The organism is Nitrospinota bacterium (genome assembly GCA_016235255.1).
Classification (GTDB): domain Bacteria; phylum Nitrospinota_A; class UBA7883; order UBA7883; family JACRLM01; genus JACRLM01.
In genome coordinates this window covers 1-20,885 of the sequence record JACRLM010000060.1, presented here as the reverse complement: position 1 = coordinate 20,885, position 20,885 = coordinate 1, and the positions used below count along the sequence as shown (strand labels likewise).

The window sequence follows — 20,885 nt, the reverse complement described above, 5'->3', positions numbered from 1 at the left end:
ATGTCCACACATTTCGCGGACAAACTCGCGCTTGCCCGCTGGCCGTTACAGCAACTGGGCGTGGAAGATTTGAATCGTCTATCTGTCATCCTACGCGCCCCGGAATACGAAGGCTGGGCGGATGACGGCTGTTCCAGATTCGTCCAGCAACTCGTGTGGCGACTGCCTAAACAGGGCCGGGCGGTAAGTGACGAAATGCTACGCGCTTACGATGAGAATATCGTAGGCCACTGGAAGCATATCACCCGCAAACGCAACTTGCTTGGGCCGACGCTTTACCCGATCTATTTTCAATATCTGGGCCTGCTTTTCACTGAAATATATTTGGACAGATATTTCCGTGACCGGAACGGATTGCTGGATTCACTGAATGAATCCCTGCAAGCCAGCGTTCGCGCTCCTGAACTCGTAACGCAAACAGGACGTGGCCGGGGACGGAAAAGAGCCGCCGCGCCCGCGCCGGAGATTGAACTGTTTACCCTTAGCGACTTGAACAAACTGGCTTTCTGGATGGCGACGGGCGGCGGCAAAACGCTATTAATGCACTGCAATATCCGGCAATACCTGCACTACCTTGGCAAAGCCGGGAAGCGGCAAGGGCTGAACCGCATCATTTTGCTGACGCCCAACGAGGGGCTTTCGCGTCAACATGAAGAAGAGTTCGAGTTATCCGGCATCGAAGCTTCGCTGTACGACAGAGGCGGTGCGACGCTATTCACCGGGCGCGGCGTGGACATTATTGACGTACACAAACTGCGGGAAACGTCTGGCGACAAAACCGTGGCCGTTGACACCTTCGAGGGCGATAATCTTGTTCTTGTTGACGAAGGGCATCGTGGCTCCGGCGGCGAAGAATGGATGGACAAGCGGGCGAGACTGTGCGCCAACGGTTTTTCTTTTGAGTATTCCGCCACTTTCGGACAGGCGATAAAAGCGGCCTCCGGCCCCAAACAGAAGGCGCTGACACAGGTATATGCGAAGTGTATCCTGTTCGATTATTCCTACAAGTTTTTCTACAACGACGGCTACGGGAAGGACTTCAACATCCTCAACCTGGCCGAAGAACATGAGGAAGAGACCCGGCCTCTTTACCTTACGGCCTGCGTGTTGTCCTTTTACCAGCAATGCCGCCGCTTTGTTGATGGCGGCCACGAGCTGGCGCCTTATCTGCTGGAATCGCCGTTGATGATTTTTGTTGGCGGCTCCGTCACCGGCCAGCGGCAGACACAGGAAGATACCGATTTGGTGTTGATACTTAAGTTCCTGGCGGAGTTCATCGGCAATCGGGCGGAAACAGAGCGGCGGTTAAGTAAATTGCTGGCGCGGCAGGACGGCCTTGTCGCTGGCGGCCACCGGGTATTTGAGGGTTTTTTCCCGTATGTGGGAAGCCGTTGGAAACCTGAACAGGCCCTGGAACTATTTAGCGATATTCTGCTCCATGTCTTCAACGCGCCCGGCGGAGGCCAGTTGCACATCGTGCGCCTGCAAGGGAGCGAAGGTGAAATTGGGCTGAAGGTGGGCGATAACCCCTGGTTCGGCGTGGTGAACGTGGGCGACGCTAAAAAACTCTGCGATCTGTGTGTGGAAAATCGGGCAGTTGATGACCGTTATGTGGTGGAAGATTTGCCGTTTTCCGGTTCGCTTTTCGCCGATATCAAACGGGACGGCAGTTCCATCCGCATACTCGCTGGCGCCAAGAAATTCACCGAAGGCTGGAGTTCGTGGAGAGTATCGGCGATGGGGCTGATGAACGTCGGTAAAAAAGAAGGTAGCGAGATAATCCAACTTTTCGGGCGTGGTGTACGACTTAAAGGATACCGTTTCAAACTAAAACGGACTCGGATGCTGGATGCGCTGGATTTTCAGAGTGAGGACGCGCCGAAAAAACACCCGGACTATATCGAGTTGCTGGAAACGCTGAATATTTTTGGCGTCAAAAGCGATTACATGAAGGAATTTCAGGACTACCTTGAAGAAGAGGGCGTGGGCGAAGATGAGCGCCGGGAAATAATTTTCCTGCCAACAATAAAGCTACCGGAGTTCGAGCAGGGAAAAATCCGAATCAACATTATCCGCCCAAGGGCTGACATGCCGGATTTCAAGAAGGAAAATAAGTATGAGCTGGAAAACCTTGAAGGGAAGCTAAGCACAAAGGTTGTGGCGGACTGGTATCCACGATTGCAGAAACAATCATCAGCTAACACCGGAAACGGGGCCAGCGCCGCTTTGAATACTGAATCTCTCCGCCGGGAACATCTGGTGTTTTTGAGGTGGGATGCCGTCTGGTTTGATATCGAGCGCCACAAGCGCGACAAGGCATATTACAACGTCGTTTTTTCACCGGATGACCTTAAAGAGTTGATGGCTGAATCATGGTGGTACGAGCTGTTCATTCCGCAAGGCTATCTGGAGTTTCGCTTCGATCACTTGCCGCTATATCATGAGATAACTACACATCTACTGAAGGGGTATCTGGATCGGTTCTATCAGTTTCGTAAGAGGGCGTTCGAGGGGCCATACCTTGAGTATCAGTTATTGCATCCTGACGATGACCTCATGCTCAAGGAGTACCAGCTTCTCGTTAAAAAATCAGAGAAGGAACTTATTCAGCGGCTTCGCGCTTTAAGTGAAAAGTTCAAACAGGGCGAGTTTGAAGCGTTAAGCTTCGATAAGTTGGAATTATTTCAAGCTGGCCCTCACCTTTACAAGCCTCTGATTCATCTCAATCACGGCGCAGGGACGGAGGCTTTAATTAAAGTAATACCTACGCACCTGAACGAAGGTGAAAAGAAGTTTGTTGATGACCTGGAGTCATTCTGCAGAGCAGAGGTTAAGGGAAGGTTTGCCGATGTGGAGCTTTATCTGCTACGCAACCATAACTCCGATAAGGCGATCAGCTTCTTTGCTGAAAGCGGATTTCGCCCGGATTTCATACTATGGCTGTTGCGCGGGAACCATCAGACCATAGCCTTCATTGACCCAAAAGGCTTGAGGAATTTCACAGATAATTTCAACAATCCCAAAATACGTCTCTCCCAGAAAATAAAGGAGCTTGAGAAAAACCTTAAACGGAGCGATATCCGATTGGAGTCGTATCTGATTTCACAAACACATCGGCATGACTTGCGCTGGCCAAGTCCAAACGATGGAAGGCGGCAGGCCACGGCGGAAGAGTACAAGGCGCACCATATCTTTTTTGCTAAGGATGATCCGGGTAAATATATCGAGGAATTATTTACTGGCATCTTATAGCAAGGACGCATTCCGAGCTTGCTGGTTGAACGTCAAACAGTCACACCGCTTGACGGTGTAGTGGAATAATTTCCGCTCCGGCCTTCAGCTTGTCGAGATAGTCCGCCCACTGTTGCATCATCTTTCGGCGTTCCGTTAAAAACTTCGTCCTGTTGTACGCATTCCCCAAAGCGTCGGGGACACGGTGTGCCAGCTGATGCTCGATGACTTCAGGTTTTACACCAAGGTCCTGATGCAGGATCGTCCGGGCCATTGCGCGGAAACCGTGACCGGTAATTTCTGTCTTGGTATCGTAGCCCATGCGTCGCAAGGCCGCGTTGATCGCCGCGTCGCTCATTGGTTTTTGTGGATCACGCCCAGGAAATACATATTTCCTGCCACCGGTCAGGGCGTAAAGTTCTCGCAGTATCGCCACCGCTTGTGACGCCAATGGGACAAGATGTTCGCTCTTGGTTTTGGTCACTAAGTAACGCCACTCGCCTTTTTCAAAGTCGAATTGGCTCCATTCCGCTTTTCGCAATTCGCCAGGCCGTGCAAACAGCAAAGGGGCCAGCTTCAAGGCGCATTGCACAATGAAGGTGCCCCGGAAACCGGAGATTGCCCGCAATAGTTCACCAACCTCTGCCGGTTCAGTGATAGCCGCGAAATGCTTATGCTTGGCCGGAGCCAATGCGCCGCGCAGGTCGCCGGAAGGATCGCGTTCACAGCGTCCAGTCGCCACGCCATAGCGGAATACCTGCCCACAGTTCTGGTGCACTCGGTGGGCTGTATCCACGGCTCCACGATTTTCAATCCGACGTAACGTCTTCAAAAGTTCCGGCGCCGTTATTTCAGCGATAGGTCTGCCACCAAGCCAGGGGAAAACATCCTTTTCCAGCCGCTGGATGATTTTGTCGGCGTGGGATGGCGCCCAGTTTGACGAATGTTTTGTGAACCACTCCCGCGCTAATGTTTCAAAACTGTTCGCCGTCCGCTCCAGCTTGGCCGCCTTGTTCTTTTTGCGATGCTCGCCAGGATCAATATCATTGGCCAACAACTTGCGGGCCGTGTCACGCCGTTCACGGGCTTCTTTCAGTCCTACGTCAGGATAAACGCCCATTGATAGGGTTTTGCGTTTGCCGGAAAATCGGTAATCCAGCCGCCACCACTTGCCCCCGGATGGCGTTACGAGCAGATATAGACCCTTTTCATCAACTATTTTGACAGGCTTTTTGCCGGGTTTGGCGGCTCGAATTGCGGTATCTGTAAGGGCCATTGACGGTAACTCCTTTTGAGGATCATAGAGTTACCGTCAATGTTACCGTCAGTTACCGTCGGATTTCAATATATTTGTTTGGACGTAGCTGGATGCTAAAATCCCTAAAACCCATACCTTTGCTGGGTAAAATGGATTTTATTGGATTTTCCCGGAAGGGAAAATGGTGGAGCAGAGGGGGATCGAACCCCTGACCTCAGCATTGCGAACGCTGCGCTCTCCCAACTGAGCTACTGCCCCGTGCATGGCGTAAACAAAAATACTATGGCGCCGGGAGGCCCTATGTCAAAACATTTGTATCACCCCGGCCGCGCCCCCCGAATTTTGTCTTTACCGGGCCGTTTGTAAAATATAATACGCCAAGGGCGCGCTTTTATATCAGCTTGAGCGCCGCTGCGCCGATAACGCGCTTGCCATGGGGAAGTCCGGCGCATTTGATCAACCATCGTTCTCGAGGGTGGATTATGAAAAAAACCGCGTGTCTTTTTGTCCTTTCTTTCCTTGCCGCAATAGCCGGCGTCCAATTTACTGGATCATGGGCCTTTGCGGCGGAGCCTGTCAAGGTGGGCATAGTGCTGCCTCTCACCGGGTCGGAGGCCAAGTTCGGCGAAATAGAAAAACTGTCGTTTGAAATGGCGATAGAGGAGATCAACGCCAAGGGAGGGGTGCGCGGCGCTCCGGTGAAGGTGATTTTCGAGGACGACCAGAGCAAGCCGGACGTGGGGCGAAACGCCATCGAAAAACTGATCACGCAGGACAGGGTGGCGGTCATCGGCGGCGGGTACAGTTCCTCCGTCACCGCGGCGATGGCGGGGGTGGCGGTGAACAAGGGGTTCCCGCTGGTGATAAACACAGGCTCGGCGGACAACATCACAGAGCCCGCCGGCTACACCCCGTCCGGCCAGATGGCGGCCAAGAAGAAAAAAGCGATGGACGATGAGAAAGACCCCGCCAGGAAAGCGGAGATCAAAAAGGAACTCGACGAGCTGAAGGCCAAGGCGGAAAAAGAAGTGGCCATGATCATGCCGCGCTATTCGGTCTTCCGGATCAATCCTCCGGCCAGCGAATACGCCGAGGGCGTGTGCGAGTTCCTGTCCGAAGTGGTGAAGCCCAAGACTGCGGTGATCCTTTATGAGAACAGCCTTTTCGGCACTTCGTCGGCCTCCAACGTGGACGAGCGGTTCAAGAAGATGGGAATAAGCGTGCTGATAAAGGAGGGGTATGACAAGGCCACGCTGGACTTCAAGCCGATCCTTTCGCGGATCAAGCAGGCCAACCCGGACGTGATCTACATGGTCTCCTATTCCAACGACGCGGCGCTCCTGATGAACCACTCGATGGAATTGAAGCTTGCGCCCAGGATTTTCGCCGGTGGTGGCGCCGGGTTCACGTTGCCGGAGTTCCGGGAAGGGGCCGGCAAGGCGTCCGAGAAGGTGATATCGGCCACGTTGTGGCATCAGTCGCTGCCGTATCCTGGAGCCAGGGAGTATTTCGACAAGTTCGTCAAAAAGCACAACCGGGAGACCGAGTATCACGGCGCGGAGGCCTACGCGGCGATGTACGTGATAGCCGACGCGCTTAACAGGGCCAAATCACTTTCCACGGATGACGTGAAGAAGGCCCTGGCGGAGACGAACATGATGACGGTGTTCGGCCAGGTGAAATTCGCCGCCGACGGCAAGAAGGTCAACCAGAACAAGCTGGACTCTTACGTGGTGCAGTGGATAAACGGGAAGCTTGAGATAGTGTGGCCGAAGAAGGGCGCCTCCGCCAGGTACGTTTATCCGGTGGACTGGGCCAAGGAGAGGAAGTAGGTGGGCCATGCAGGGGCGAGGCGCCGCCTCGCCCTCGGGCGCCCCAACGGGTCGCCTCTACATTAAAATAGGTTCGCGCAAAATGGACCTCTTTCTCCAGACCCTCGTTTCCGGCGTACTTAAGGGGGGGCTATACGCCCTTATCGGCATGGGGATGACCCTTGTCATGGGTGTGATGGGGATCATCAACCTGGCCCACGGCCAGATGATGATGGTGAGCATGTACCTTACATACTCCCTGTTCGCCGTGCTGGGGATGGACCCGTACCTTTCGCTTGCCGTGAGCGCCCCCACCATTTTTGCGCTGGGGCTTATCCTCCAGAAATACCTTCTAAATCCGCTCATCCGGGTGGAGACGATCTTGCCGGAAAACCAGGTGCTCATGACGGTGGGGATCGGGATGGTGCTTACGGAGATAATGAGGTTCATATTCACTTCGGACTACAAGTCCGTGAAGACCTCCTATTCCAACTCCACGATGTTCGCGGGGAACATTTCGTTCAGCGTGCCGCTGATGGTGGACTTCGTGATAGCCACGCTGATGACGGCGGGGCTGTTCTTGTTCCTCATCAAGACGGACACCGGCCGCTCCATCCGGGCCACCGCGCAGGACAGGATGGCGGCTGGCCTGATGGGGGTGGACACGGAGCGGATCACATATGTCACCTTCGGTCTGGGCTCGGCGCTGGTGGCGGCGGCGGGGACGCTGCTCATGCCGATTTTCTATCTTTATCCGGACATCGGCGGGCCGTTCACACGCAAGGCTTTCGTAATATGCATCCTCGGCGGGCTTGGCTCCACGGTGGGAGCGATCTTCGGCGGGGTGACTCTGGGGCTGGCCGAGGCGTTCGGCGCCACCTATGTGGGCATGGAATTTGAGGACCTTATCGGCCTTGTGATATTCATCCTCGTCCTTTTGTTCCTGCCCGGCGGGATCAAAGCGCTCACCAAGGCGTGACGGCGATGGGGTATCAAAAATGGGCTCCTGCTATCATCCTTGCGGCGCTGGCGGCGGTCCCGCTTCTGGTGGACAACGACTATTACCTGCACCTTTTGATATTGACCCTGATGTGGGTGGTGATTGGCTCGGCCTGGAACCTGCTGGCGGGGTACACCGGGCAGGTGTCCTTCGGCGACGCGGCGTTCTTCGGCTCCGGTGCGTACACATCGGGCTTGCTGGTGGTCCACCTTGGCTGGTCGGCCTGGTGGGGTGTGCCACTGGGAGGTGTGGTGGCGGCGCTCATCGCCCTCCCATTCGGCTGGATATGCTTCAGGTTGCGGGGGGCTTACTTCGCACTGGCTACGCTGGCGCTAAACGAGGTGATGCGCCATGTCGCCACCATATGGGAATCGCTCACGCAAGGGATGGTGGGGATCATGATAATGCAGACGTACATCTCCAAGACTCCCTATTACTACATAACGCTTGCGCTGGCGGCGTTCTCCGTGGTGTCGGTGATGCTTGTGATGCGCTCGAAGACCGGCTATTACTTCATCTCCATCCGGGAGGACCCGGACGCGGCGGAGAGCCTGGGGGTGGACACGCACTTTTACAAAATGGTGTCGCTCACCATCGCCGCCGCCCTCACTGGCGTGGCGGGGGGCTTGTACATGAATTACATGGGGTTCATAGATCCGCATGTGGTCTTTTCCCTCCACGACATCTCCATAATGGCGATCCTTGTCGGTATAGTCGGCGGGGTGGGGACGATATACGGCCCGGCGGTGGGGGCGTTCATCATGGTGCTCACCCAGGAGATGTTCCGCACGGGCGGTTTCGGCTATATCGCCGAAGCCGCGAAGGCCACCGGGGTGGAAAGCCTGATGACTGCGGCGGATTATATGGCCAAGGCGCACGTATTGGGATTCGGTGCGCTGGTGGTGATCGTGATCCGGTTCATGCCCAACGGCGTTGTTGGTGACTGGGGGAAGATCGCACGGCGCTTTTCACGACGCAAGGGGGCATAGATGGGCTTTTTCGAGGTGAAGGGGCTCGTCAAATATTTCGGCGGCCTGGCGGCTGTGAACGGAGTGAGCTTTAGCGTGGCGCAGGGGGAAATTTTCGGGCTTATCGGGCCGAACGGATCGGGAAAGACGACGATATTCAACCTCGTCTCCGGCTTTTTCAGGCCCACCGCCGGCGAAGTGCATTTCAAGGGAAAGAGGATAGACGGGCTAAAGCCGCACAAAATAAACCGGCTGGGGATCGCCCGCACGTTCCAAGTGGTGCGGCCGCTAAAGCGCATGACGGTGGAGGACAATGTGCTGGCGGCGGCCTTTGCCAAGGCGGGCTCCATGCGTACGGCGAGGGGCCTGGCGGCGGAAACCATGGAATTTTGCGGCATCCACGGGAAAAGGGAGATGATCGCCGGAGGGCTCACCATTGGGGACCGCAAACGGCTGGAGATCACAAGGGCGCTTGCAACGAAGCCTGCGATGATACTTCTGGACGAGACCTTCGCGGGACTGAACCCGTCCGAACAGGACGAGGCCATCGCGCTCATCCGCAAGATAAAGCAGAGCGGGGTGACGATAGTGATAGTGGAGCACATCATGAAGGTGATGATGTCCATTTCGGACAGGATACACGTCATCAACTTCGGCCAGACCATCGCCGAAGGATCGCCTTTGGAGGTGACGGCGGCCCCGGCGGTGATCGAGGCGTACCTGGGGGAGCCGCAGGATGCTTAAGGTTACCGGGCTGGACGCGTTCTATGGGGACATGCAGGCGCTATGGGGCGTTTCGTTTACGGCGGGGGAAAAGGAGATCGTCACGCTGGTGGGCTCCAACGGGGCGGGGAAGTCCACAACGTTGCGCGCCATATCCGGGATCATCCGGCCTGCGGCGGGTATAATCGAACTGGACGGGGCAAGGCTCGACCAGACGCCGGTGGACAAGATAATCCACCACGGCATCGCCCACGTGCCGGAGGGGCGCAGGCTTTTCACCGAGATGACGGTGGAGGAAAACCTTATCATGGGATCGCTTACCCCCATGGCAAAACGCAAGCGCGCGGAGACGCTCGAATGGGTGTATGGCCTGTTTCCCCGGCTGCGCGAAAGGAAAAATCAGCCGGCCGGGACACTTTCCGGCGGTGAGCAGCAGATGGCGGCGGTGGGGCGGGGGCTGATGTCGCTCCCGAAGATACTGATGCTCGACGAGCCTTCGCTGGGGCTGTCCCCCCTGCTGGCTTCGGAGATTTTCCGGATAATAAAGGTGATAAACGAAACGGGGGTCACTGTGCTGCTGGTGGAGCAGAATGTGAAAAGGTCTTTGGCCATAAGCCACAGGGCGTATGTGCTGGAGAACGGCCGCGTGGTGGCCAGCGGGAGCGGGAAGGAACTGCTTGAGGACGAACGGGTGCGCGAGGCGTACCTTGGAATGTAAACCGGAACAAACGCGAGGTGAGCCATGCTGATAGGCGACTGGATGAGCAAGAAGGCCATCGTGGCGGAAATGGGGACACCGATAATGACGGCTTCCCACATCATGAAAAGCGCGGGCATCCGCTACCTGCCGGTGGTGGACAATGACGGAAGGCTGGCCGGGGTGGTGACGGACAGGGACTTGAAGGCCGCCGCCCCCTCCAAGGCCACTTCGCTGGACGTTTTCGAGCTTAACTACCTGCTGGCCAACGTGAAACTATGCGAGATAATGACCCGCAACGTGGTTACAGTCAAGGCGGGCGAGACCGTGGAGCTTGCCGCCGTGCTGATGCTCGACAACAAGATATCCGGCCTGCCGGTGGTGGACGATGACAGCCGCGTTACCGGCGTGATCACCCAGACAGACATTTTCCGCGCCCTTGTCTCCATAACAGGGGCGAACCACGACGGCGTGCAGTTTGCCTTTTCACTGGAGGACAGGCCCGGATCGTTAAAGGAAGTGGCCGACGATCTGCGGGCGATGGGCGCCAGGATCATTAGCGTGCTCACCCACTACCCGAGCGAGGGGGAGAAAAACCGGGAGGTCTATTTCCGGATACGAAGGGTGGACAAGGATGAGGTGGAAAAGATGCGCCGGGCGCTGGGAAGCAAGTTCACGCTTATCAGCGTGGCGGAGGACTTCACCGGCGAGGTGAGAAGGCGCAAGAAGAGGTGACGGCACCGTTGACTTGCCGCCGCCCGCGCCGATACAATGCCACAATCGTTTTTAATAAAGTTTGTTTTCACCCGGTTTTCGGCCCTTTGGCGATCATGGCGGTATGATGGCTCCCAAAACAGCTCGGCCCCGTTTTTTTGCATCCCGGACAGCCCTGTTCGCGGTCCTGGCGGCGTTGTCCGCATTTCTCCACCCCGCGCCATGCGCAGCCCAGCAGTCCGGGCAAAAAAACCCGGTAACCATCATGGCCGATGAGGCACACCGCAACGCACAGACCGGGATATCCACCGCCACGGGCAACGTCTCCATCCAGTACGCCGACAAGGTGATCACCGGAGACTTGGCCGAGTACGACGAAAAGACAGGCGACGGCGTCGTGGACGGGAACGCATGGTACACCGATCCCACCGCGCAGATCCACGGCCAGAAGGCCGAGTTCAACTCCAACACGAAGCTCGGCGCGCTTTACAGGGCGGCGGGCAACTTTGGCCAGCGCTATTTTTTCAACGGAGTGAAGATCGTCCGCGTGGCCGATGACAGGTATGAAATCACATACGGCGCCGTCACCACCTGCCCACAGGACCATCCCCACTGGCTGATGGAGGCGGACAGCGTGGACCTTACGGTCGAAGGTTACGCCTACATGAAAGGGATGGTGTTCCGCGCCGGGGGGTGGCCGATATTTTACCTGCCATACATGATCGTCCCGGCGAAGACGAAGCGGGCCACAGGCTTTCTGACTCCTGGGGGCGGCTACTCTTCCAAGAACGGGATGGAATTGCGGAACGAATTTTTCTGGGCCATTTCAGAAAATACGGACGCCACCATCACCCATCATTACATGGGCGAAAGCGGAAACCTGGCCGGCCTTGAATACCGGTATATATTCGGCCCCGGCACGGCCGGGACACTGAACGCCGTGTACATGAAAGAGACCGACCCGGAAAAGACCGCCGACCGCAACCTGTGGAATGTGATCTATGTCCACGGACAGACACTCCCCTGGAACGTTAAAAGCTTCGTCAACCTGAACTTGGAAAGCGAGAATTCCTTGAACAGGGAATACGGGGCCAACGTGGACGACAGGACGAAAAACTACAACGACAGTTATGTGGTGTTCTCAAAAAGTTTCTCTACGCGCAGCCTTTCACTTCTCGCCAGGGAGCAGAAATCCACCGATCCGGCCAACGCCTCCCGTGTGCAGAGGTCGCCGGAACTAAAGTTCGTCAACCAGAAGGAGGCGCTGTTCGGGTCGCCGGTGTACGGTTCCATGGAATCAAGCTATTCGTCGCTGCAGACGGACACCGGGATTGACGAGGGCAAGACCTCCTTCGACGTGGACAGGTTCGACATTTACCCCCAGGTTTCATACCCAGTGGCCATTGCCCCTTGGCTTTCCCTGGAGGCCGCGGCCAGCTACCGCCACACATGGTACTCACGCGGGGTGGAGCCTGCGACGGGCGAGCTGTACGACAACTCTTTCTCGCGCCAGTATTATTACGCCGCCCTGTCGCTCACCGGCCCGAAAGTCTTCCGCATTTTTGAAATGGACAATCCGGCAAGGCCGAAACTGAAGCATCTTATAACGCCGATAATCGCATGGGGATACATACCCGGATATGAATTTGACGGCGAGGACCGGCAAAGGGTAAAAACGATTGATTCTAATATAGACGGATCAAATCCGGCCAACGCCATATCGCTCACCATCCAGAATTCCCTTCTGGCCAAGGAGGTCACAGGCCCGGAGGACAGCAAGACGTCGCAGATATTGACCTTTAACATCACCGAGTCGTACGACTTGAACGAGGCCAACCGGACGGACATCGCCGACCCGGACAAGCGCCCCTTTTCCTCCATCCAGTTCGACCTTAGCACCCGGCCCATTGACTGGACGTATTTCAGGCTCCTGACCACCTACAGCTTTTACGATCAGTTCTGGGACGCCTCCAGACTTGAACTTGGCGTAAAATTGGGATCCGTCGCCAACATCGCGCTGGACAGGTCTTACACGTGGGGGAACGTAAGCGGCATGAACGGGGTGGACTCGGCGTGGGACACGGCTTTGCTGGAACTGTTCCTGCCGTGGGGCCTGTCGGCCGATTTTTCCGTCATCTACGACGAAGTGGAGGCCCGGGCAAAAGACAGCATGGCCCGGATAAGGTTCAGGGACGATTGCTGGGGCTTCGCGCTGAATTTCCAGAAACGGGACGTGACGCGCTCGGAAGCGGACGGCTCCACTTCGGTGGAAGAGGAGACCAGGTTCTTTTTCACCATCACCCTCATCGGCGTTGGGGACGTGCTCGGAGCCGAACAACCAGCGCTGGCCAGGAAGAAGATTTAACGGCCCCCCCTCCTTTCCCGCCGCCGGGGGTTGATATACAATTACGGACTGTGTTGGATCATTCGGAGACGATGTGGAGAAAAGAAAATACCGTATCGGCCTTGTCCAGATGGCCATGTCGGCCGATCCGGCGGCGAACCTTGCCAAGTCTGTGGCGAAAATAGCCGAGGCGTGTGCGCTTGGGGCGGAGGTGGTGTGCCTGCCGGAGCTTTTCAGGACGCATTACTTCTGCCAGCGGGAGGACGCGGCGCTTTTCAACCTGGCCGAGCCGGTCCCCGGCCCAACGAGCCAGGCTGTTGCCAAGGCGGCGGCGGACTGCGGCGCGGCGGTGATCGCCTCGCTTTTCGAGCGGCGCGCGGCGGGGGTATATCACAACACGGCGGCGGTGTTCGGCCCGGACGGGAAGACCATCGGCCTGTACCGCAAGACCCATATCCCGGACGATCCGTGCTTTTACGAGAAATATTATTTCACCCCCGGCGACCTTGGCTTCAAGGCGTTCAACACGGGGCCGGGGCGGATCGGCGTTTTGGTCTGCTGGGACCAGTGGTATCCGGAAGCGGCGCGGTTGACGGCAATGGAAGGGGCGGAGGTGATCTTTTATCCCACCGCCATCGGCTGGCATCCGGCCGAAAAGGAAAAATACGGCGTGGCGCAACGGGAGGCATGGATGGCGGTCCAGCGGGGCCACGCCATCGCCAACGGGGTGTTTGTGGCGGCGGTGAACAGAATCGGCTTTGAAAAGCCGGAGGGCTCTGGCGACGGGCTTGAATTCTGGGGATCGAGCTTTGTTTACGATCCTTTCGGACGGTTGATCGCGCAAGGCTCGGTGGACAAGGAGGAGATAGTCATCGCCGAGGTGGACGCCTCGGTGATAGAAGACACCCGCCGCAACTGGCCCTTTTTCCGCGACCGGCGGATAGACATATACGGCGGCATAACGAAAAGGTTCGGCGGGGAATGAGGGGAAAAACACCCGCATCCCTCGGCTTTACCATGCCGGCCGAGTGGGAACGGCACGAGGCCACATGGATTTGCTGGCCGCAGAACAGCGCCGATTGGCCCGGCAAGTTCGCCCCCATCCAGTGGGTGTACGCGGAGATTGTGAAAAAAATCTCGCGTGGCGAAATTGTCCGCATCCTGGTGGGATCAAAAGATAAAGAGCTGCATGCCCGCCGCGCGCTGGCAAAATCGCATGTGGACTTAAAGCGGATCGAATTCGTCCGGCTCGCCACAGACAGGGGATGGACCCGCGATTGCGGCCCGATTTTCGTCACAAAGCGCGGACGAAAGGCTGAATCGGCCATCGTCGAGTTCAATTTCAACGCTTGGGCAAAATACCCGAACTGGAAAAAGGACCGAAAGGTCCCCGCAGCGGCGGCGAAAAGGCTTGGTATGAGATTGTTCGAGGCGCAATTGGCTGGAAGACCCTTCACGCTGGAGGGGGGCGCCATAGACGTCAACGGCGCCGGGACTCTGATCACCACCGAAGAATGCCTGCTGGATCAAAAGACGCAAACGCGCAATCCCGGACTGGACCGTGAGCAGACCGAAAAGGCGTTGCGGGAGCATCTTGGAGTGACAAACGTGCTGTGGCTTGGCAAGGGGATCGCCGGGGACGATACGCACGGCCACGTGGACGACCTTTGCCGGTTCGTCAATCGCAACACCCTTGTGGTCTGCCGAGAGAAAAACGGGAAAGACGCAAACCACGCCCCGCTGGAAGAGAACATCGAGCGCTTGAAGGATATGCGGCTTGAGGACGGCGCAAGGCCCGAAGTGGTGCACCTACCCATGCCGGAGCCATTATGGTTTGACGGGATGCGCCTTCCGGCGTCATACGCGAACTTTTATATCGCCAACGCCGCGGTGATCGTCCCCACCTTTAACGACCCGGCGGACAGGATCGCGCTTGGGATATTGTCGGAGCTTTTCACCGGCAGGGAAGTTGTTGGGATAAGCGCGGTTGACCTTGTGTGGGGGCTTGGCGCATTGCATTGCCTGACACAGCAGCAGCCGGCCATCTAGCCAAACCTTATCTTCATCCCAAGTATCACAAGCGCCAAGGCCAGCGTGACGGTGTTTGCGATTATGATCGGCGCGGCGCCAAGGACTATCCCGTAGATCAGCCAAAGTAATACGCCGGTGACGAGCAGGGAGTACATCCCCAACGAAATCTCCTTGGCCGAGCGCAGTTTCCATGTGCGGTACACCTGGGGTATGAAGGCCAACGTGCATAGCGCCCCGGCGATATACCCCAATGTGTCGGCGTGGTCCGTCATCCCCCGGCGCCGTCGAGAGCCTCTTCCGCCCATTTGAGCGCCGTCTCCGCCCCGCCCCCTTCGCCGGTGGCCATGCGGGCAAGCTCCCGGATACGCCCTTCGCGGTCCAGCTTCGATACGCTCACGCTCACCTTCCCTTTCTTCTCCCCCTTCTCCACGAGGAAATGGGCATGGGCCTGCCGCGCCACCTGGGCAAGATGAGTCACGCAAAATACCTGGCATGTGTTTGCCAGCGCGCGCATTTTCTCCCCAAGCCTGTCGCCGGTAACGCCCCCAATCCCCACGTCTATTTCGTCGAATATCATCACCGGAACGGGCTGTGCGCCGGTGAGCACGGCCTTGAGCGCCAGCATTATCCTGCTTATCTCGCCTCCAGAGGCGATCTTCGCAAGGGGTTTGGGCGGCTCGCCCGGGTTGCCGCTGAACAGTATCTCCATCCGCCCCGCGCCTGCCGGGGTCAGCCGCGCCGTTTTTCCATCTTTCACGCAGGGGCTTTCGGGATCTTCGTCATAGTAGAAAACAGGCTCTACGCGGGCCTTTCCCATGTTCAGGTCTTTTAGCTGTTTTTCCACTTTTTTAGAAAACTCCGGCGCCCCATCCCTCCTTTTCGCGTCCAGAGAAAGCGCAAGCTTGGCCGCCCGCGCGCCTAATTCGGAAACTTCCGCCTCCAGCATGTCCATGTTCTCCTGGCCGGTTTCGATGGAGACGAGCTCTGTCTCGGACTTTTCCAGATATGTAAGGATTTCTACGATGGTGTCCCCATATTTTTTCTTCAGGTTTTTTAGAAGGTCGAGCCTGTCGTCCACCTGCTCCAGCCTCGCCGGGTCGCGCTCCAGCCCTTCGGCGTAGCCGCGTATCTGTCCCGCCGCCTCTTCCATCTGGAAAATGGCGGCCGCCAGCTGATCGGCCACGGGGCGCATCGCCGCGTCCAGCTCCGCCACCTGCTCCATGGCGTTTTTCGCCCGGAACGCAAGGGACGACGCGGAGCCATCCCCTTCCTCCAGCGCTTCAATGGCCGCACCGGCCAGCTGCAAAAGTTTTTCCGTGTGGGTGAGCCGCTTTTTCTCCCGTTCCAGTTCCTCGTCTTCGCCGTGCTTGATGTCCGCCTTGGATATCTCGCCTGCCTGGAATTTCAAAAGGTCGAGCCGCCGTTCGATCTCCCTCTGGTTTTCCTTTAGTTCTTTAAGTTTTTTTCGGGCGGCGTTGTATTTTTCGAAAACCTCGGCGTATTTCTCCCGTTCGCCGTCCAATTTCAAAAAAGTGTCCAGAAACGGCAGGTGCGCCGCCGGATTGAATAGCGCCTGGCTTTCATGCTGGCCGTGGATGTCCACAAGGGTTTCCGCCACCGCCTTTAATTGGCCCACGGTGACGATGGCGCCGTTGATGAACACCCTGTTCTTTCCGGACCGGGCCACCACGCGCCGCACGATCAACTCGCCCTCCTGTTCGATCCCCTGCTCCGCAAGCCACGCCGCCGCCCCTTTCATCCGGGCGATGTCGAACACCGCCTCCACAGCCGCCTGGTCCGCGCCGGCGCGGATCATCGTTTCGGCGGGCCGTTCGCCCAAGGCGAGCCCAAGTGCCTCAACAAGTATTGATTTTCCCGCGCCGGTCTCGCCGGTGAGGACGTTGAATCCTGGGTCGAATTCCATCATCGCCTCGCCGACGATGGCGAAGTCGGAGACTTTTAAGGCGCGGAGCATGGCACGAATGGCGCGAATGGCCGCGCCGATGTGGTTTTCCGGTTTTTGCGGTTCACTTCTTCTTCAAGTCCAGTTCGGACTTGACGTTGTTGCGGCCGGACTTCTTGGCCAGATAAAGGGCGTCGTCCGCCAGTTTGACGCTCTCTTCGGCGCTCCTGTCCGGGCTGATTAGCGCAACTCCGATGGATATGGTTATTTCCTCGGTCTTGTCCCGGATCACGAACTCCTGCTCAAAAACGGATTTTCTCCCTTTTTCCATCAGCTCGAGCCCCTGCTCAATCTTGGCGCCGGATATGATCACGGCGAATTCCTCACCGCCATACCGGAACACCTCCGCCACCATGCTTGTGGTCTCCATAAGCTGCCTGGCGATGGCCACCAGCGCCTTGTCCCCTATGGCGTGTCCGTACTTGTCGTTTATCTTCTTGAAAAAATCTATGTCCACCATGGCAACACAGGAGACCGAATTGTTCCTGACCACCCACTTGGCCTCTTCGCCCAGTGATTCGTTGAAGGCCCGCCGGTTGCCCACCTGCGTCAGGTCGTCCATCCTGGCCTCGGCCTTCGCCCTGGCGAGCATCTGCCGCAGGTCGTTCACCTGGCCGGAATAGGTGGTCAACTGCACGCTTATGCTCTTGTTCTCCGTGGCGATCTTTTTGGTGTCCTCCATGATCACCCGCACAAGCTCTTCCACCTGCTCGCTTTCCACCTGCTTTTCCATCTTGGTGGCTATGCCGGCCATCTTCTCCCCGAAGTTCAGGTTGCTCGAGGAAAGGTTTTTCAGGTTCTCGGCGATGGGGTCAAGCAGTTTTTTCGTGGCGGCGGAAGCGGCGTCCAGAGCGCGCATCTCCGCCTCTATCTTTTTTGAGTCGAATTCCGATACCGGCCGCAAGGCAAACTTGTCATAAATCCTGGCGCAAAGCATGTCGTCTATGACGGCCCCGGAGGCCAGTGCCTCGTCCACTGCCGCCTTTAAAGGCAAATTCTCCCCCAGAAAATACTCATACCAGACAAAGTAGTTCTTTGGAGTGACGGGTATCTTCCGCTCGGCCATGAAGGGAATGGCCTTCCGGGCGGTCTCCGCCGCCCTCTCCAGGTTCGTTTCAATTTGATCCATTTTGCCTTATCGTCTCACCCCATTTTAGCTTGCCGCGAAGCAACTGATAATAGTTTTTATAGGGTGACTGTATTATACGGGTAATTTCCTTCGATTTTCGTATAGTTATCCTGTCCCTGTAATTTACCTGATAACCCACCTGCCCGTCCAACGTCAAAAGCGCCTCCCCTTGCGCCGAAGAGGAGAGCGAAAGCTCTATTTCAAGGTTGTCAGGTATCACTATCGGCCTGTTGCTCAAAGTGTGGGGGCATATGGGGCTTATTATGATGGCGCTTATCGAAGGATGGATAATCGGCCCGCCGGCGGAAAGGTTGTACGCAGTGGAGCCTGTGGGGGTGGAAACTATCAGCCCGTCGGCGGTGTACTCGTTGACGAGCACGCCGTCCACCGCCACCATCGCCGTCACCATGCGCGCCAGGGTCACCCGGTTTATCACCACGTCATTGAGCACAGTGTAGGAGGCCACCACCTTGCCTTCACGGGAGACGGAAACGTCCAGCATTATCCTGTCCTCGTAGGCATAGTCTCCCGCCACGGCGCTCTCCAGCGCAGGGATCATCTCCTCGTAAGCGAATTCCGTGAGGAACCCAAGCCCCCCCAGGTTCACCCCGAGGATTGGCACAGCCCGCCCCTCGGCAAGCCTGGCCACGCTAAGGAATGTCCCGTCGCCCCCGAGCACAATTATCAGGTCGGCCTCCCGGGCAAGGGCCACCTTGGTGAGCCTGGACTTCATCCCGGCCACCTTGGCGGACTCTTCGTCTATCAGGTACTCGATCTTCCGCCCATCAAGCCATTCGGTCAGGCTTTTGATCCCTTGTTCGGCCATGGCGCTTTGCACCTTGGCGACTATGCCTATTTTTTCCAATTTGACTCCGGAAAGGAATGTCGAAGCAGTTTATAACCTATCATACGCAAGGCTTACGCGGCAAGGCTGGCGCCAGCGGCGGTCAATTCAGGGTCATCCCGGTAAAACTCAAATGTACCGTGAAGTCCGGCGCGGTCTGGTTCAGGTTTTCCGAAAAACCGAGCCTTATCACGCTCCCGCTCTCCAATATATAATTGAAGCCGAAAGTTATCTCCACCCACTCGCGCGAATATTCCACTATCCCCGCGTCCTTCAACGGCGATGTGTTCGCCATGGACTGGACCACAAGGTTAAGTCTCTTCACCACCGGTATCTCCAATCCCGCGAATCCAAAATATACCGGATCGAGCGCCACGCTCTGCCCGAAGCGCTTTAACGATCCGGGTGACGCCGCGCCGATCCCCATGCTTCCCGCCATGATCTCGTGCCGGAACTCTCCTAACAGCCGCAACGCCCCTTCCCACTGGCCGGATCCAAAACCCCTGTCCGCGTCCCCTGTGGGGGCCTGGGCCAATCCTTGCGCCGAAAGGACCGCACCCTGGTCTTCCCAAAGTTTCGCCTTCAGCCAGAAGCTTGCGTCGCCGGCTCCCCATCCCGTCTTTCCAGAGGTGAACAACTGGCCGTCATGGTAGATCGTGTCCACATACCTGTTGTCCGGCGCCTGATCCTCCCCGGCGTAACTGGCGGCGCCGAGCCTGTGGTGCCACCACCTTATGGTGGTGTCCATGAAGCCTTCGTAAGAATGATAGAGAGGGGCGGAAAATCCGGCCTCCAGTTTCCCCGGGATTATGGGCAATGAGGCTGAGATGTCCGCCTCGGTAAGCTCCATGTCCAGCGCGGCGTTCCATTCGCCGCCGGAATCGAACATATAAACGTTCGTATGGTTGGCGGCGATGGTCCATTTGAATGACCCTGCCGGGGCAGCCTCCTCCGGGACCGGGTACAGCAAACCCACGTAAAGCGGATGATGGTTCTGGACCGGGATCGGCCCGGCGTAATCCCCGGCTTGGCCAAAGGCAAGGCTGGCGGCCAAAGCCAACGCTGTCATGGAAATCATCTGGTCACCGCCGCCATGGACTCAAATCTCCTCGGCGAACGTCTCCTTGTACCTGTCGAATTGATAAAAGCCGATCAACGTGATGACGGCCCCCGTCAGCGCCGGGATGGCGAAAAACAAGGGATCCGGCGCATTGCCGTTTATGAAGATGTCCTGATAGCACACAGACAATAGCGCCATTGGATTCAAGTAAAACACGAAACGCCACTCCTGCGGCGTCTGGCTTATCGGGTACAGTATCGGGCAGAGGAAAAACCAGAAGGTGACGAAGTTGCCGAGAATGTGCTGGGTGTCCCGGAACCGCACGTTCACCGACGACAGCAGGTACACAAGCCCGACAGTAAAAAGAAGCTGCGCAATCATTATCACGGGGAGCCAAAGGATAGTCCATTTGACCGGCACACCGTAAATCGCCATGAAAATGAACAATAGCGGCAAGCTGAACACATAGTTCATAAGGTTGGAAAGTATCTTCACCATCGGCAGTATCTCCGCCGGGAACATGGACTTTGTGATAAGGCTCCCGGCGCTTACGATGGAATTTACCCCGTCGAGAAGCGATGTGGAAAACCATATCCACGGCAAAAGCCCCACGAACATGAATACCGCGTAGTTTTCCACCTGCACCCGCATGTACACAGAGAACACCAGCGCATAGACGAGCAGAAGCAATAGCGGATTGAGAAACGTCCATAACACGCCGAAAAACGAACCCCTGTACCGCGCCTTAAGCTCTTTCCCCACCAGGGTGAGGATCAGCTCCCGCCGGGCGTAAAGCGACTTTAGGTTCGCCGAAAAAAATCCTATCATTCCATAACCTCAAAACACCGCGCGTCTGGCGGAAAAAATGCGGCCCATGAAGGCCGGTTGGGTGATTATATAGCCGGGTGGATGGAGGTTCAACCGATTATCGGGTCTGTAATTGGATATTCCTTAAGCGTATCGGTTTTTAGAGCGAAAGTGTCCTAAACTTAGTTGAAACGAAGGTATGACCTCACCTGCTACCATGTTTTTGAACGAAAACAACGGAAAGCAAGGAGGTCACATGAAAAGAGTAAACGGTAACGGGAAAACTGGCAAGGGAAGAATGGATT

The 20,885-nt window shown here is 56.8% G+C and carries 17 protein-coding genes and 1 tRNA gene; 10 read left to right on the top strand and 8 right to left on the bottom strand.

Features of this window, described 5'->3' with window-relative positions:
• Nucleotides 1-3,252 (top strand): DEAD/DEAH box helicase family protein, encoded by a 3,252-nt coding sequence (locus HZB29_07460; GenBank protein ID MBI5815432.1) that lies wholly within the window; start codon nucleotides 1-3, stop codon nucleotides 3,250-3,252.
• Between the two features lie 40 nt (nucleotides 3,253-3,292).
• On the opposite strand, the gene HZB29_07455 is transcribed toward HZB29_07460, so the two are convergent.
• On the bottom strand, nucleotides 3,293-4,507 hold the full coding sequence (locus HZB29_07455; GenBank protein MBI5815431.1) for an integrase arm-type DNA-binding domain-containing protein: 1,215 nt from the start codon (nucleotides 4,505-4,507) through the stop codon (nucleotides 3,293-3,295).
• A 164-nt stretch (nucleotides 4,508-4,671) separates the two neighbouring features.
• A tRNA-Ala gene (locus HZB29_07450) sits at nucleotides 4,672-4,747 on the bottom strand.
• Nucleotides 4,748-4,971: 224 nt separating this feature from the next.
• Between HZB29_07450 and HZB29_07445 the strand changes: the two genes are divergently transcribed.
• The 9 genes from HZB29_07445 (at nucleotide 4,972) to HZB29_07405 (ending at nucleotide 14,795) form a co-directional block, all read left to right on the top strand.
• Nucleotides 4,972-6,321, top strand: a complete 1,350-nt coding sequence (locus tag HZB29_07445; GenBank protein ID MBI5815430.1) for an ABC transporter substrate-binding protein — start codon at nucleotides 4,972-4,974, stop codon at nucleotides 6,319-6,321.
• An 82-nt stretch (nucleotides 6,322-6,403) separates the two neighbouring features.
• A complete protein-coding gene (locus tag HZB29_07440) occupies nucleotides 6,404-7,279 on the top strand; it encodes a branched-chain amino acid ABC transporter permease (protein ID MBI5815429.1) in 876 nt (291 codons plus the stop codon).
• A gap of 5 nt (nucleotides 7,280-7,284) precedes the next feature.
• Nucleotides 7,285-8,289 carry a branched-chain amino acid ABC transporter permease gene (locus HZB29_07435; protein MBI5815428.1) on the top strand — a complete coding sequence of 335 codons (1,005 nt, stop codon included), beginning with the start codon at nucleotides 7,285-7,287 and terminating at the stop codon, nucleotides 8,287-8,289.
• Nucleotides 8,290-9,012, top strand: coding sequence for an ABC transporter ATP-binding protein (locus HZB29_07430; GenBank protein MBI5815427.1), 723 nt, complete (start codon nucleotides 8,290-8,292; stop codon nucleotides 9,010-9,012).
• Nucleotides 9,005-9,709 carry an ABC transporter ATP-binding protein gene (locus HZB29_07425; protein MBI5815426.1) on the top strand — a complete coding sequence of 235 codons (705 nt, stop codon included), beginning with the start codon at nucleotides 9,005-9,007 and terminating at the stop codon, nucleotides 9,707-9,709. The genes HZB29_07430 and HZB29_07425 overlap by 8 nt, the downstream gene beginning before the upstream one ends.
• Before the next feature lie 24 nt (nucleotides 9,710-9,733).
• On the top strand, nucleotides 9,734-10,423 hold the full coding sequence (locus tag HZB29_07420) for a CBS domain-containing protein (protein MBI5815425.1): 690 nt from the start codon (nucleotides 9,734-9,736) through the stop codon (nucleotides 10,421-10,423).
• Nucleotides 10,424-10,667: 244 nt separating this feature from the next.
• Nucleotides 10,668-12,767, top strand: a complete 2,100-nt coding sequence (locus tag HZB29_07415) for an LPS-assembly protein LptD (GenBank protein MBI5815424.1) — start codon at nucleotides 10,668-10,670, stop codon at nucleotides 12,765-12,767.
• 73 nt (nucleotides 12,768-12,840) lie between these two features.
• Entirely contained in the window at nucleotides 12,841-13,731 is an 891-nt protein-coding gene (locus HZB29_07410; GenBank protein MBI5815423.1) for a carbon-nitrogen hydrolase, read from the top strand.
• The gene (locus HZB29_07405) at nucleotides 13,728-14,795 is read left to right on the top strand and encodes an agmatine deiminase family protein (GenBank protein MBI5815422.1); all 1,068 of its coding nucleotides are present in this window, start codon (nucleotides 13,728-13,730) and stop codon (nucleotides 14,793-14,795) included. The genes HZB29_07410 and HZB29_07405 overlap by 4 nt, the downstream gene beginning before the upstream one ends.
• On the opposite strand, the gene HZB29_07400 is transcribed toward HZB29_07405, so the two are convergent.
• The 6 genes from HZB29_07400 to HZB29_07375 all read right to left on the bottom strand — a co-directional run bounded on the left by HZB29_07400 (nucleotide 14,792) and on the right by HZB29_07375 (nucleotide 20,601).
• Nucleotides 14,792-15,049: a SemiSWEET transporter gene (locus HZB29_07400; GenBank protein MBI5815421.1), complete on the bottom strand. Its 258-nt coding sequence runs from the start codon at nucleotides 15,047-15,049 to the stop codon at nucleotides 14,792-14,794. The genes HZB29_07405 and HZB29_07400 overlap by 4 nt on opposite strands.
• Nucleotides 15,046-16,752: a DNA repair protein RecN gene (gene recN, locus HZB29_07395; protein MBI5815420.1), complete on the bottom strand. Its 1,707-nt coding sequence runs from the start codon at nucleotides 16,750-16,752 to the stop codon at nucleotides 15,046-15,048. The genes HZB29_07400 and recN overlap by 4 nt, the downstream gene beginning before the upstream one ends.
• A 52-nt stretch (nucleotides 16,753-16,804) precedes the next feature.
• The gene (locus HZB29_07390; GenBank protein ID MBI5815419.1) at nucleotides 16,805-17,869 is read right to left on the bottom strand and encodes a GGDEF domain-containing protein; all 1,065 of its coding nucleotides are present in this window, start codon (nucleotides 17,867-17,869) and stop codon (nucleotides 16,805-16,807) included.
• Complete coding sequence (locus HZB29_07385; GenBank protein ID MBI5815418.1) at nucleotides 17,856-18,695, bottom strand: NAD(+)/NADH kinase; 840 nt, start codon at nucleotides 18,693-18,695, stop codon at nucleotides 17,856-17,858. Before HZB29_07385 ends, HZB29_07390 begins: the two co-directional genes overlap by 14 nt.
• Before the next feature lie 121 nt (nucleotides 18,696-18,816).
• Nucleotides 18,817-19,791 carry a DUF3187 family protein gene (locus HZB29_07380; GenBank protein ID MBI5815417.1) on the bottom strand — a complete coding sequence of 325 codons (975 nt, stop codon included), beginning with the start codon at nucleotides 19,789-19,791 and terminating at the stop codon, nucleotides 18,817-18,819.
• 21 nt (nucleotides 19,792-19,812) lie between these two features.
• Complete coding sequence (locus HZB29_07375; GenBank protein ID MBI5815416.1) at nucleotides 19,813-20,601, bottom strand: ABC transporter permease; 789 nt, start codon at nucleotides 20,599-20,601, stop codon at nucleotides 19,813-19,815.
• Nucleotides 20,602-20,885 lie beyond the last annotated feature (284 nt).

What these genes read in the sequence shown, in the direction of transcription:
- HZB29_07460 (MBI5815432.1), top strand. Translation starts at nt 1, where the DNA reads ATGTCCACACATTTCGCGGACAAACTCGCGCTTGCCCGCTGGCCGTTA.
- HZB29_07455 (MBI5815431.1), bottom strand. Translation starts at nt 4,507, where the DNA reads ATGGCCCTTACAGATACCGCAATTCGAGCCGCCAAACCCGGCAAAAAG.
- HZB29_07445 (MBI5815430.1), top strand. Translation starts at nt 4,972, where the DNA reads ATGAAAAAAACCGCGTGTCTTTTTGTCCTTTCTTTCCTTGCCGCAATA.
- HZB29_07440 (MBI5815429.1), top strand. Translation starts at nt 6,404, where the DNA reads ATGGACCTCTTTCTCCAGACCCTCGTTTCCGGCGTACTTAAGGGGGGG.
- HZB29_07435 (MBI5815428.1), top strand. Translation starts at nt 7,285, where the DNA reads ATGGGGTATCAAAAATGGGCTCCTGCTATCATCCTTGCGGCGCTGGCG.
- HZB29_07430 (MBI5815427.1), top strand. Translation starts at nt 8,290, where the DNA reads ATGGGCTTTTTCGAGGTGAAGGGGCTCGTCAAATATTTCGGCGGCCTG.
- HZB29_07425 (MBI5815426.1), top strand. Translation starts at nt 9,005, where the DNA reads ATGCTTAAGGTTACCGGGCTGGACGCGTTCTATGGGGACATGCAGGCG.
- HZB29_07420 (MBI5815425.1), top strand. Translation starts at nt 9,734, where the DNA reads ATGCTGATAGGCGACTGGATGAGCAAGAAGGCCATCGTGGCGGAAATG.
- HZB29_07415 (MBI5815424.1), top strand. Translation starts at nt 10,668, where the DNA reads ATGGCCGATGAGGCACACCGCAACGCACAGACCGGGATATCCACCGCC.
- HZB29_07405 (MBI5815422.1), top strand. Translation starts at nt 13,728, where the DNA reads ATGAGGGGAAAAACACCCGCATCCCTCGGCTTTACCATGCCGGCCGAG.
- HZB29_07400 (MBI5815421.1), bottom strand. Translation starts at nt 15,049, where the DNA reads ATGACGGACCACGCCGACACATTGGGGTATATCGCCGGGGCGCTATGC.
- recN (MBI5815420.1), bottom strand. Translation starts at nt 16,752, where the DNA reads ATGCTCCGCGCCTTAAAAGTCTCCGACTTCGCCATCGTCGGCGAGGCG.
- HZB29_07390 (MBI5815419.1), bottom strand. Translation starts at nt 17,869, where the DNA reads ATGGATCAAATTGAAACGAACCTGGAGAGGGCGGCGGAGACCGCCCGG.
- HZB29_07385 (MBI5815418.1), bottom strand. Translation starts at nt 18,695, where the DNA reads ATGGCCGAACAAGGGATCAAAAGCCTGACCGAATGGCTTGATGGGCGG.
- HZB29_07380 (MBI5815417.1), bottom strand. Translation starts at nt 19,791, where the DNA reads ATGATTTCCATGACAGCGTTGGCTTTGGCCGCCAGCCTTGCCTTTGGC.
- HZB29_07375 (MBI5815416.1), bottom strand. Translation starts at nt 20,601, where the DNA reads ATGATAGGATTTTTTTCGGCGAACCTAAAGTCGCTTTACGCCCGGCGG.